The 12,201-nt window shown below is 45.4% G+C and carries 9 protein-coding genes and 1 CRISPR repeat array; of the genes, 4 read left to right on the plus strand and 5 right to left on the minus strand.

Annotated features, from left to right (window positions below; translation table 11 throughout):
- The first annotated feature begins 31 nt into the window (after positions 1 to 31).
- Complete coding sequence (locus FH039_RS06580) at positions 32 to 670, plus strand: alanyl-tRNA editing protein (RefSeq protein ID WP_139681709.1); 639 nt, start codon at positions 32 to 34, stop codon at positions 668 to 670.
- 7 nt (positions 671 to 677) lie between these two features.
- On the opposite strand, the gene FH039_RS06585 is transcribed toward FH039_RS06580, so the two are convergent.
- On the minus strand, positions 678 to 905 hold the full coding sequence (locus FH039_RS06585; RefSeq protein WP_139680672.1) for a hypothetical protein: 228 nt from the start codon (positions 903 to 905) through the stop codon (positions 678 to 680).
- A 102-nt stretch (positions 906 to 1,007) separates the two neighbouring features.
- Here FH039_RS06585 and FH039_RS06590 point away from each other — a divergent pair, with 102 nt between their 5' ends.
- Positions 1,008 to 1,367 carry a hypothetical protein gene (locus FH039_RS06590; RefSeq protein WP_139680673.1) on the plus strand — a complete coding sequence of 120 codons (360 nt, stop codon included), beginning with the start codon at positions 1,008 to 1,010 and terminating at the stop codon, positions 1,365 to 1,367.
- Between the two features lie 74 nt (positions 1,368 to 1,441).
- Positions 1,442 to 5,476 carry a bifunctional RecB family nuclease/DEAD/DEAH box helicase gene (locus FH039_RS06595; RefSeq protein ID WP_139680674.1) on the plus strand — a complete coding sequence of 1,345 codons (4,035 nt, stop codon included), beginning with the start codon at positions 1,442 to 1,444 and terminating at the stop codon, positions 5,474 to 5,476.
- 50 nt (positions 5,477 to 5,526) lie between these two features.
- On the opposite strand, the gene FH039_RS06600 is transcribed toward FH039_RS06595, so the two are convergent.
- Genes FH039_RS06600 through FH039_RS06610 form a run of 3 tightly spaced genes read right to left on the minus strand, consistent with a single transcriptional unit; the run spans position 5,527 to position 9,467 of the window.
- Complete coding sequence (locus FH039_RS06600; RefSeq protein WP_139680675.1) at positions 5,527 to 6,822, minus strand: DNA-3-methyladenine glycosylase I; 1,296 nt, start codon at positions 6,820 to 6,822, stop codon at positions 5,527 to 5,529.
- 40 nt (positions 6,823 to 6,862) lie between these two features.
- Positions 6,863 to 8,551, minus strand: coding sequence for a tetratricopeptide repeat protein (locus tag FH039_RS06605; RefSeq protein ID WP_240703183.1), 1,689 nt, complete (start codon positions 8,549 to 8,551; stop codon positions 6,863 to 6,865).
- Positions 8,484 to 9,467 carry an ADP-ribosylglycohydrolase family protein gene (locus FH039_RS06610; RefSeq protein ID WP_139680676.1) on the minus strand — a complete coding sequence of 328 codons (984 nt, stop codon included), beginning with the start codon at positions 9,465 to 9,467 and terminating at the stop codon, positions 8,484 to 8,486. Before FH039_RS06610 ends, FH039_RS06605 begins: the two co-directional genes overlap by 68 nt.
- Positions 9,468 to 10,127: 660 nt before the next feature.
- Between FH039_RS06610 and FH039_RS06615 the strand changes: the two genes are divergently transcribed.
- Complete coding sequence (locus FH039_RS06615) at positions 10,128 to 10,367, plus strand: addiction module protein (protein ID WP_139680677.1); 240 nt, start codon at positions 10,128 to 10,130, stop codon at positions 10,365 to 10,367.
- Here FH039_RS06615 and FH039_RS12580 read toward each other — a convergent pair.
- Positions 10,336 to 10,635: a type II toxin-antitoxin system RelE family toxin gene (locus tag FH039_RS12580; protein ID WP_139680678.1), complete on the minus strand. Its 300-nt coding sequence runs from the start codon at positions 10,633 to 10,635 to the stop codon at positions 10,336 to 10,338. The genes FH039_RS06615 and FH039_RS12580 overlap by 32 nt on opposite strands.
- 1,034 nt (positions 10,636 to 11,669) lie before the next feature.
- Positions 11,670 to 11,980: a CRISPR direct-repeat array (repeat unit 29 nt; unit sequence GTTTCCACACAACTCTGTTCTACGGAAAC).
- The last annotated feature ends 221 nt before the right edge of the window (positions 11,981 to 12,201 follow it).

A 12,201-nucleotide genomic window follows, 5' to 3' on the forward strand; every position in this document is an offset into this window, starting at 1 on the left:
GCTGAAGCCAAACTCTTCTGGGGTGATAAAGGTGACCCGCAAGCTCTACTACGAGGATGCCTACCTGAGGGAAGCGAAGGCGAAGGTTCTTGAGGTTAAAGAGAACGCCCTCCTCCTCGACCAGACGGTATTCTACCCAACCGGCGGCGGCCAGCCCCACGACAGGGGAACCATAAATGGCGTTGAGGTTCTGGACGTCTATAAGGACGATGCCGGCAACGTCTGGCACGTGGTAGCCGAACCCGAGAAGTTCAAGCCCGGCGACGAGGTTGAGCTTAAAATCGACTGGGACTACCGCTACAGGCTCATGAGGATCCACAGCGCGATGCATCTCCTGGAGCACGTGCTGAACGAGGTTCTCCCCGGCGAGTGGGAGCTCTACGGCAGTGGCATGAGCGTCCAGAAGGGCCGCTACGACATAACCTACCCGGAGAACGTGAACCAGTGGAAGGAGCAGATTATAGAAACCTTCAACAGGCTCGTTGACGAGGGCGGCGAGATGAAGATATGGTGGGAGGGCGAAACGCGCTACACCCAGATAAGGGACTTTGAGGTAATCCCCTGCGGAGGAACGCACGTGAGGGACATAAGGGAGATAGGCCACCTCAGGAAGTTCAAGCGCTCCAGCCTCGGAAAGGGGAAGCAGAGGCTGGAGATATGGCTTGAGTAAGCCTTTGTCAGTCATCTTTAACTTTTCTTTTAGTGGGCTTCATCGTGTCAGGAACCGCTACGAAATGGACTCTCCCACTAAACCTCCTAAGAAGTTCCTCGGCACTTTTGATATGATAGTGCTCAAGGAATCTTTTCATAACACCTTCCCGAACCTCCCATATTATCCTGTCGTCTTCCATGATGCCTACTAAGTCATACCCACATCCGGATAGTTCGTAAAGTTTTACCCTCAATGTTACCACCTACTCTCTTTGGACTTGACACTATTTGAATTTAATTATCCCACCAGCCGAAACTTCTTTTAAGTGATGCAGACATCACATAGTGGGGATAGCATGATGAAACTTCCGGAACTGAAACCAAATGAGATTGCCCGCTTTTTTGAGCTTTACGAGTGCCCTCAATACATAAAACTCCTTTATGAGAAAAAGAGTGGCAAACTTGACAACTATTACTGTGTATTGGGTATCAAAAGTCGCGTGGACGATGTTCTCGTTAGTTGGGGTGCCAAATTTGAAGAGATTCTCCTCGAGGAGTTACAGGCATTGTTTTCCAATTCAGAGTTTTACGGCCTCTTTAAGAAAACAAAAACCGAAAAATCTCCTAGTCGAGTATTCTTCGAAAGGAATTATCCCGACACCTGTGTTTACATTGACTCGGAAAAGGATTGTGTAGAAAAAAGCAAGAGCTATTAAGAAATCTATCCCGGGAAGTCCCAACCATAATCTATCAACCCTGTCTAAAAGGAACCATTGGAGCATTTCCCGTCGTGGGAAGGGCAGACTTCATTGTGGCGGTTCCAGAAAACGAACGTTTCACCTTTTACGTTTTGGAGGCCAAATTCACAAAAGAGGAGAAGCTTTTCCATAGATTCCAAGCGATAATTTACGCTTATCTCCTGAATCAGGTTTTAGACGGCCTCAAAATCGATGGAGAAATAAAGTTGGCGGTTGTAACCAAGGGAGCCCCACTAACTGAGTGGCCACCGACGGGAACCCTGAGCTTTCCCCAGGAGGTAGAGGAGTACATTTTAACCCTAGAGAACAAGCTGGGAGAAGACGGCCCGTTTTATGCCATGTTGAACTCAGAAAAAGCCGACCTCTGGCTTACAATGAGGTGCGCTGAGTGTCCATTCGAACCCGTCTGCATAGCTAAAGCCGTTGAGAGAAGAGACTTGGGGCTTCTTGGAATTCAGCCGGGCTATCAAAAAGTTTTCAGAGAGGCGGGAGTCAAAACCATTAATGACCTTGCCGATCTCTACGAGTTTCCCGTTGATAAGAAGGGTCGTTCATGGCCCACTAATTTCAAACGTCCCATAACCAAAAAACCTGAGGTAGTTGCCCACATAGTTGGAAAGACTGAACTCAGCAATCTTCCTAAGCTTTCTAAGATGGCTCAGGTAATAAAAAAGGAGATTGAGAGAAAAACAAATGACGTCAGACCCGAATTTATCCCCGGAACTGGCTACAGCTTGCCTGTAGAGAATGGATATTTTTACCCAGAGAACTCGCTTGTCAGGGTTTATCTCTTTGTTCAGCACAATCCGATACACGACACTCTGATTGGAATATCCGGCGTTGTGGAGAACTCCGATTCCAAGCGGATAAGAGTCTTGGCCGAAGTCGCTGATGAAATTCCAGAGGGAGAAGAAGAGGCCCTCAAAATGGAGAGGAACCTCCTAGTGAAATTTTTCACAGAAGTCCTCTATGCCATCATAGATGTTGCGCCAAACTTAGAGGGACAATATTATCGTGACCCTTACGCGAGAAACAAGAAGGGGGAACCCGCTTTCATGGTGGGTTCACGTGACGATGTGTTTCTCCACCTGTACTTTTACAGTAGATTTCACAGAGACAAGCTAATGGAGGCAGTGAAACGTCATAGGGAAGTCTACGGTATGAATGCCATCCGCTCATTTCTGAGTCTCCGGAAGGCGATTGACCAAGAAGGATATTCAATTATCAAGGATGAACTGATAAAGCGTCATGCCCTTAGGTTCCCTCCGGGACTGGGGATAATTCCTGTGGTTCACCAATTTCAGCTTAACTGGGGGGAGGCTCCAGAAGAGTACCAGGGCAATGCACCCAGTTGTTCACATGGGGGTTGGTTTAGATGGAATGGGTTAGAAGAAAAGTTTGAGGACCTTTTCAGGTTCCTCGTTGAGAAGGATGAAAATGGCCGGTTGATACTGTTTAAGGAAGATAACTCGTGTCCCCTGTACAACATAGGAAAACACTCATTTGGGGGATATGGAAGGATTCCACCCCTTTATCCTATCTTCCATAGGGAAGACGAGCAAGTGCCGCTTTACGTGATATGGAATGCATTTACCAAGAACAAACAGGAGGAGCTGAAACATCTACTCAAGTACTTAGCGCTTGCCGTTAGGCATATTGAGCGTTCAATACCTGAAAGCACAAAGGACAGGTTTGTTAAAAAAACTCCGTTTAGCCTCCAGGACCTCGTCGATTTTAACATAGAGAATGTCAGTCTGGCGGAGGTTCTTGAAGAATACCAGAAACTCGAGTACAGCAAAAGGAAAGAGGAACTCCAAACTCACCACCGGCTTCCTCTCTCAGTTCGCGTGTTGAGTGGACGTAGCATAGTGATTAAGATCTCTAAGGTGGAAAAAGATAAGGGCAGGAAGATAAAAATAATCGGGCATGTAGTCCTTCCGCCAACCGACGATGAAGGTATCTGGAGGGATTATGCCTCATCAGAAGCCCCGTTGTTTAGTTTAGATGAATCCTCATGGGTTGTCATTACCCCCATCAAAAACGAATGTAAAAAAGAAGGGGGCATGTGTCTCAGGCTCGTAATAACAGACAAGAAAGATCCAGCTTTTGAAATATCAAGATCCCCTCTTGCGGTGATCAATAGGTTTGATAGAAAAACAGGGGAGGTTGAACTTTCCTTCCTTCCCCTTCGTCAGCATGGGCCGTTTTTGTTAAGCCACTCCTTCCCGAAAAATGACTATTCCGGAATTCAGATTAATGGTGAAACGATTTCAGGTGGGAGTTATTTAGCCATCGACCCCGCTATGGATGATCTTAACATGAACCGGGCCTACACGGTTCTCGAAGAAATCCTCAAGGGTTCACGTCATCATTATCTCTACAAAAAACTGCAGGACATCTATTCATCAGAGAGGTTTACCCATGGGGACATTAAGAAATACCGGATACATCTGTGGGAGAGAGAACACATTGAAGAGTTCGTGAATCTCCTCGAAAATGTTGGCAAAGTAAGCGATGGGGTCCATGCTCCAAACTCCAGCCAGAAGGGTTTTATTCTTGACATTGACCACTTCTTGGTGAGTCTCCAGGGGCCGCCTGGGACAGGCAAGACTTCGGGGGCTGTTGCGCCCGCGATACTGGCTAGGGCGTATTCTTCAATAAAGCAGAAAAAGAACTCGGTTTTCATCGTCACTGGAGTTTCTCACAGAGCCATTGATGAAGCACTTATTAGAACCGCCAAATTGCGTTTAGCTCTTAGATCCCATGCCAAAGAGCTTGGAAATATTGAGCTCATTAGGGTGGCCAGTAGTGGAGATGCTCTCCCTCAAATAGAAAATAACTTAAGGGCAGAGAACTTCATGCCCGAGGAGTACAATGTCGCTCTAACGTACGCTGAAGGAAATAAGATTCGAGAATTGCTTTCCTCCACTCGGCTTGATGGGTGGTTGTCTCAAACAGGTCGTGTAAAGGTTATCTTCGCAACCCCCGGAACGATTTTCAAGCTATTCAAGGATTTGACTAAGTTCCCACCAATGGCTGAGCTTGTGGTTATTGACGAAGCTAGTATGATGGACCTTCCAATGTTCATAATGGCAACTATGGGTGCTAAAGATAGTTCACAGGTTCTTATTGTAGGTGACCACAGGCAAATGCAGCCGATCCAGACTCATAACTGGGAGGTTGAGGACAGAAAGACAATTGAGGAACACGTTCCATTTCTATCAGCAATAAACTTCTTGAGGTTCTTGCGTGGGGAGCTTGATCCAGAGGAGCACAAGGAGTTCGAAAAGCTCCTTTATCGGAATCCTCCCCTGTGGGAGAGCAAAGAAGTAATGGAGAATTTACTTCCCATTCACCGGTTAAGAGAGACCCATCGTTTACCTCAGATTGCTGCGGAGATGCATTCTGAGCTTATCTACAGCAAGGACGGGATTGAGTTGGTAAGTAAGAAGAGAGGAGATAAGAAAAGACAATTGATGCAAGTTGTGACTAATCTTAAAGTTCCAGAGTGGGTAAGGTGGATTCTTCATCCTGAGTACCCCTATGTCATTATTGAGCACAATGATACTTCTTCCACAAAGGTCAATGAACTCGAGGCAAAAATAGTCTCTGAAATAGTTAAAGCCATTCCAAGGGGGTTGGATGTTGGTGTAGTCGTCCCATATCGGGCTCATAAGGCGTTAATTTACAGGAAATTTAGGGATTTGGGTAGGGAAGTGTTAGTTGATACCATCGAGAGGTTTCAGGGCGGTGAGAAGGATGTCATCATAATATCCATGGCATCGAGTGACCCCACTTATTTAGCAACGGTTTTCGATTTTATTTATGACCAGAATCGGTTTAACGTGGCCGCCAGTAGGATGAGGGAGAAGCTGATATTGATTGCATCGAAGAGTCTCTTCACGGCGTCAGCCTTTGACTTGGAGCAGTTTGAGAAGGTCAAGGTTTGGAAACGGTTTTATTTACGGGTTAAGAAATCCGGGGAAACAAGTCCAATGTTGGATTTCAGAGCAATTGAAGATATCCCTATACGAGTCAGCTTATATAGGCTAAGAGAGTGGAAATAAAAAGAGTCCCAGTTGAAGGCTTTCTTCGGGGGTAATTTGCCATGTCTTTGTTATGGTGGCATTATATAATACTGGCAATAACCCTTTAGTGGGCAGTTGTTGCACTTTGGTGTGCTTGTACATATTCCTTTTTCGATACCAAGGTCGTTGTTTCCACCTTCTTGACAGAATGCCACGAATACCATGTCAACCACTCTTATCCAAATATCAAGCCTTCTGGCGATTTCACTGCAAATTTTGATGGTTTTATCTACGTTTTCTTCCGTAGGTTCCGGAGACTCAAGCCATCCCAAACGGTAGAAGAGCCGCAGGATCGTTGTGTCGGGTTTCATAACTTCAAATCCTAACTCCATTAGGTAGTGGTATGCCGTTACCTTTCCAATTCCCTTGAATCTTCTAATGAGTGCGGGTCGTATCTTCTTCTTAATGCCCTCATAGTCGTAGAAGCTTACGCCAAACGAATCCAAGTAGTTGGCGAATGATCCATATTTCTGAATTATTTTCTCAAACTCTCTTGCGTTGTGGATGCACGCTTCTATCTTTCTCCTGTTCCTAATCATGTTCTTGTCACTTAGCATTCTTTTTATGTCTTCTTCTCCATACCTCGCCACCTTTTTGAAGTCACTAAGGTATTTAAGTATGGTTGGCATTTTTTCTTCCACAATTCTGGCTTTCATGCCAGCGAAGAAGATAACCTGGACAAGGATAGAATACATTTCTTCATCAGTCAGTTCCTTGTATCTTCCAGCGTACTTGTTGAGCTTCTCTAAGTAGGCTTCAAATTTTTTCTTGTCCCTGCTCTCCTCTTTTAGCTTCTTAAGAACCTCTTGAAAAACCCTAACATGCTCCTCGGGGTCGTGTTCAACGCTTACCGCTTGATCCACCCCTGTTTGTACTGGTAAATTCAAAGAGTACCACAGGTTTCCATACTCTTTTAGGACGTCAAGCTGGTGGATTATCGTGCTGTCTTTCAGTGGAACAATTACGAGACCGATATCATACCTCTGCAGGACCTCTCTGGCAACTCTTCTCAGTTCATTAATTTGGTCCCCTGCTCTGTAAAGTTCAACATCACTGTCCAACGGCTTCTTAAACACCTCTTCGGCCAGCTTTCTGAGCTTCCTATCTTTAACAACATGCACACCAATCATTATCAGAGCATCTTCAAGCATTCCCTCGATAGTGGGAATCCAAGTTATTGATGTCTTTCCAAGCTCTGGATAGAGAGGTTTCAGCTCCCAAGCTGGGCGGTTGTTCTCATAGAGCAGTAGAATGTAACCGGGGTTTGGGAGGCCATAGGTAATGTAAGGCCGACTTCCCACGATAATAAAAGCCGTGACACCCATTTAGAGCCACCCCGATGGTTAAGTAACAATTTTCTACCTTTTACTCTTTTTGAATACCCCTCTTCTCGCCCCTTTGAGACTCCTGCAACTTCGACACATTTTCCTTGTCACTTATTTTTGCAACGTCTTGAAGTAGTTTTGTACACTCAGCTATCTCGCTGGATAGTACGCGCTCCTCCCTATTTAGTATTGAGAGCAGAGTATCGGTTAGCGGCCACTTGTCACGGTCAATTTGCTCGAGTATCTTCTTGGCCTCTTCGGCACTTAAATTCCCACTAACCAAGTCAAGCGCAACCTTCATTGTGTAGATATCTGTGTTGGTGTTTCCGGTCATTTTTATTATCCTCTCAATGGCTTCATCGTAAAGTGAAACGTCACCAAAATCGTGTTTCGTAGAGTAATGGATGCATATTGATTTTACCATGCAATCGACTGCCTCTTTCTTCATCCCCAAATCTGCATAAGTTAAAGCCAAATTGTGCAGGACGAGACCCCTTTCATCTGGCGTTCTTGCGTATTCCAATGCTTTTTTGAGCACTGGCAAGGCTTTTTCGGGACGATTAGTTTCATAATAATGTGTCCCAAGATTGTTCAGCGTTATTGAGTGGTATTCCGGAACAACACCGAGCTCTATGGCTTTCTTCTCAAGCTCGACAGCTAGCTGTAAGTACCTCTCAGCTTCCTCAGGACAGTCCTGCTGTGGGAAGTAGATTAAAGAGACTGAAGTGGCAACTCTGGCAGCCTTAATGTAATACTCAGCCGCCAGCTTTTCTGGCGTTGTTCCTTTAATTGAGCTAAAAATCTCGTCCAAAAGCTTGGTTATCCCATCATCACCACTGTTGTCCCTGTGCTTTTCCAGTTGATAATCAGCAATGCTAATGAGTAACTTTATGTAGCCATCGGCATAAATGAGCTTTTCTCGTTGCCAGACTTCCTCGTACGCTTTCTCGAGGTCCTTTAAAGAGTATTCGGAAAATCCTTTTGCAAGGAACTCCTTAACCGTTATCCCCTCAGGTCTCACGAGCTCCTGGAGGTCTTTATAACGTCTTTTGTCCACGTAATCGGATTTTACCCACTTTTCGAGTGCCCTACACCGCTCTGGGGCATCTTTCCCCCGTTTGTTATCAATCTCCTGACGGAGTGCTTCATACCTGATTTCTCTGAGGTACTCCCCCATGTCCAAGCTTTGGGAAAGAAAACCGGGAGAAAGGGATAACAGTTCCCTCACCCATTCATTTGGTGGATTGAGTATGTCATGGCAGATTTTTTCTGCCAGTTTGCATGGTAGTTCTAGGACATTCCAGTATGAGGGTTTTCCATCCTTCCTAATAACTTGCTCTGATTTTGCCAAGTATTTTCCATCAACTGTTTTTTCAATTTTCCATCCGGTAATCTCGTTCAGAGTTTGCTCGATGGGACACCAAGCTATTGATTTAACGACTTTCTCTTCTTTGTCACTTTCAGCAAGGAACATGCAGTAAAGAAAGGCCTTTATTTCCTCTAAAGACACGCCCTCTGTATATCCTACGAAATTTTGAAGGTAATAAACAACCGTGGCGAGCATGGGGAGCCTCCTCATGGAAGCGAAATTCCCCCAGTCTTCGCATTCTTTAGATGTCCTGAGTTTTCTGAGGAGTTCCTCGATGGTGTCTTTCCTCTTTTCATAGAGCCTCATGAGCTGGGATTCCATGCCGAGTCCTCCTTTGTCCTCCTGGGAGAAGGCTATCAACGAATTCGTCGATTATTTTCCTCACATATTCCCCGGCCTCAATCTTCTCAAGCCACTCTTTGGGAATGCTGTCGATTCCATAATACGTCCCAGCCAAGCCGCCAGTAACGGCTCCGGTAGTGTCAGCGTCCTCTCCAAGAGAGACTACCTCCTTTACTGCATCGGCAAAGCCCTCATTTCTTAGAAACGCCCAGAGACTCGCCTCAAGAGTGTGGACAACGTAACCACTGCCCCTAATCTCGCTCCGCTCTACTTTGTGAATTCTCCCGCTCAAGACTCTATCGTAGTGGGTGAGCTCCTTGGCAAACGGCTCTATTGAGTAGAACTTTTCCGCTGTTGCTATTGCCTCGTGGTAAGCTCCCGGCTTGTCCATTCCATCAAGAATGTTCCATATGATTAACGAATAGATGCCACAACCAATGAGTGAGCGGGGATGAGCGTGGGTAATCATTGAGACCTCGTGAATGAGCTTGAGCTTCTCCTCCAGCGGGCTGAGTTTGAAGTAGGCATAATAAGCGGCTGGCAGGATTCTCATTAATGAACCATTGCCATTGTCCCACTCTCCACTACCACCAGCTTCGAGAGGTGGAACACCACTGGCAATGCGCTCTATTGCCATTGAGGTTGTGTTGCCCTGGTCGAAGGGATATCCCCTCGGCGTGAATTCGCCGTCATAATACCAACGGAGGAAGTTTTCTGCAATCTTCTCGACGCTGTAGCCTTTTGTCAGTGCGTGGGCGGTTGCCAAGGTTAAGGAGGAGTCATCGCTCCACAAGCCGTCAAGCATTGGAATTTCCTCGGGTCTTGGATAATCCAGCTCCATCGCAAGTCTGCTGGTGAACTGAAATGTCAATCCAAAGGCATCTCCAACAAGAACCCCCCAGAGGCCGCCTTCAAGCCTTGACCGAAGTTCCATTCCCCTGCCCCCACAACCGTTGCATTCCGCCTCAAATTTTGAGGTGGCATTACGCTCACCAACAACGGCGGGATATTACACAGTAGAAACCAAGGGTATATTTCTTTTACTATTGTTCCACTACGTTGCGGAAATAGTTGCTCATCTTTATATCATCCATGAAGGGTAATTAACATTTTTGCTCGTCACCTCAACTTCACGTGTGTGCGCTATTCGTGTGTGCGCTTTGAATTTTTTCAAAAAAATCTTATATTATCAGTGAACCTGCGTTTGATTCAAACGCAGAAAGTAGCGTTAATCATGTGTTCGCACAATGTTAATGCGCAACAACTCACGCAAAAACGCTACAAGTAGCGTGAAAGATTCACGCTGATTCTTAGAGAATTATAGATTTTTTGAAAAAATTCAGAAAAAATAAAAAATAAACACACACGATGAAATTGTGCACGATTCTAACCGACTTGACGACAATGATAACCTTGTTTTCCTTGCACTGTCGAAAGGTTTCTGACCTCTTCCGCTCTGGGGGTTAAATGCACACGAATCAAGACTATAACTATTATGATCCGTCATCCTGTGCGCACCTCGGCGAACTGATCCAATGGGTTTAGGCGGGTAAAAACGTATTTAACCCGAGGACAAGCCACAATTGGTGGGAGAATGAGTGAAGTTATTAACCCTAACGTGCTTCTCCAAAAGACAGACCAGAAGGAGAAGAAATTAGAAAAACTCAGGCTTGAGGTTCTAAAAATGAGAGCTGAAAGCCTCTCCGTTGAGGAAGTAGACGAAGAAACCATTAAAGACCTCAAAAAGAGGTTTGAGGAGTATAAGAGCGGGAAAGCGGAAGTAGTTAGCGGAGACAAAGCAGTTAGGATACTCTCGGAGATTTTGGAGGATTAACGCTTATAGGCCCTTCTCTCGGCCCTATTTTAGCCAAATAAATAACCTTATCCTCCCAATCAACCCCGTAAAAAACCCTATATCCCCCAAGCCGTAAGACATAGGCCGGAAAGCCCTTAACCTTCATGCTCTTAACTCTTCCCACGTCGTAACCCCTGGGAACAGGAGAATCAGGATCTACCCTTAAAGCCTCGATGGATTCAACCAATTTCTTAATGTGTGCTGGTTCCTTAGTGTCTACCTTAATAAATTGGGCGGGAGGGGACATTAAAAAGTTTTCAGAAGGGGTAATTAATTAAGAAAGGAGATTTACTTTAATACAAACTCTTCGATGCGGTGAAAAATTAAGAAGGTGAAGCAATTAAAAGCTCTTTGATGTGTGGAAAAATTAAGCGTAAAGTATTATTCACAATAGGGCATATACAATCACCTGCACTCGCATGCTCAGCGTTGAGGTCACAAAATCGTGCACAATTTCATCGTGTGTGTTTATTTTTTATTTTTTCTGAATTTTTTCAAAAAATCTATAATTCTCTAAGAATCAGCGTGAATCTTTCACGCTACTTGTAGCGTTTTCACGTGAGAAGTTAAGCGTTCACATTATGTGAGCACACAAAATTATTTTCAAAAAATAAACACACGAGATGTGCACACACGTGGGTTCGCGCTGACTCTTGGAGAATGAGAACGTGTATTCGTTATAGTAGAACCTCTGCAAACCATTGCAAACCTATGCAGACCTGTGCAAACTTCTGCAAAAACCTCTGCAAACCACCGCCAACTCCTGCAGGCCTATGCAAAAAGTTGATTCAACAAACTCGGTCAAAAGTTTACAGAGGTTGACCCTCTGTTTTCCGCCCACTACTGGAAGGTTTTTAGGGAAAAGTGCGCCACCATATGGCGCACTAGATGTTTGTTGAAATCGTCCTTTCTCCTGCTCTTTTCTTTCCGTTTCTGAAAAGTTCTTAATTCATTCTAAGGGCAGCGGGGCCATGTCGTTCGATGTGATACTCCCCTCCTCAGCGAGTACTGAAGCAGTTGACAAACCAGCCACTTCCGTGCAACACCAGGTTGAATTCAATCCCATGAATCCGTTCGCAGAGGTGCGCGCGTTTTCACCGGGATGGTCTTCCGGACGCCATCCCCCTCAAACTGGAGCGTGCCCTTAACGCACCTAAGCGTCCCGGGCCGGGTTATGTAGAGCGGTCTTTTCATCCCGTTTCCCCCAGCTATGCTATACAATTCTGTTCTACGGAAACTGAGCGTGGAAGTTAGTGAGAAATTTATGGCTATGCTGGTTACGTTTCCACACAATCCTGTTCTACGGAAACGGAAATCTGGGTGTGGAAGTTTGAGATACAGGGCTACGAGGTGTTTCCACACAACTCTGTTCTACGGAAACTTACGTTTTCCTCTACAAAGGGATTTCCTCAGGCAGGAGAACGTTTCCACACAACTCTGTTCTACGGAAACGAGGGGTATAAGAGGAGGGATTATCGGTGAAGTCCATCAATGTTTCCACACAACTCTGTTCTACGGAAACGTGAAAGACATGCCGAGAACTTCATACGCCATTAGGTTCGAGTTTCCACACAATCCTGTTCTACGGAAACTCTGGGTGTTATTGCCGTGTTTCTCATGTATCCCTCTCTCTTTGATTCTATTTAAGACTTTCCTCGGAAAGCGGTGCATGGAGGTTGATTTATAACCCCTACACTCATACTTTTCGGGCTTCGCGTTCTTTTCTGGGGTTTTTGAACGTTCCCCGCCCCCTCTGAACGATATTCGGGATGAGCTGGCTTCTCGATGTTAATCGCGGCTGGGGTCTCTGTTT

Origin of the sequence: Thermococcus indicus (assembly GCF_006274605.1) — an archaeon.
GTDB classification, from domain to species: Archaea; Methanobacteriota_B; Thermococci; order Thermococcales; family Thermococcaceae; genus Thermococcus; species Thermococcus indicus.

What these genes read in the sequence shown, in the direction of transcription:
- FH039_RS06600 (WP_139680675.1), bottom strand. Translation starts at nt 6,822, where the DNA reads ATGGGTGTCACGGCTTTTATTATCGTGGGAAGTCGGCCTTACATTACC.
- FH039_RS06615 (WP_139680677.1), top strand. Translation starts at nt 10,128, where the DNA reads ATGAGTGAAGTTATTAACCCTAACGTGCTTCTCCAAAAGACAGACCAG.
- FH039_RS06590 (WP_139680673.1), top strand. Translation starts at nt 1,008, where the DNA reads ATGATGAAACTTCCGGAACTGAAACCAAATGAGATTGCCCGCTTTTTT.
- FH039_RS12580 (WP_139680678.1), bottom strand. Translation starts at nt 10,635, where the DNA reads ATGTCCCCTCCCGCCCAATTTATTAAGGTAGACACTAAGGAACCAGCA.
- FH039_RS06610 (WP_139680676.1), bottom strand. Translation starts at nt 9,467, where the DNA reads ATGGAACTTCGGTCAAGGCTTGAAGGCGGCCTCTGGGGGGTTCTTGTT.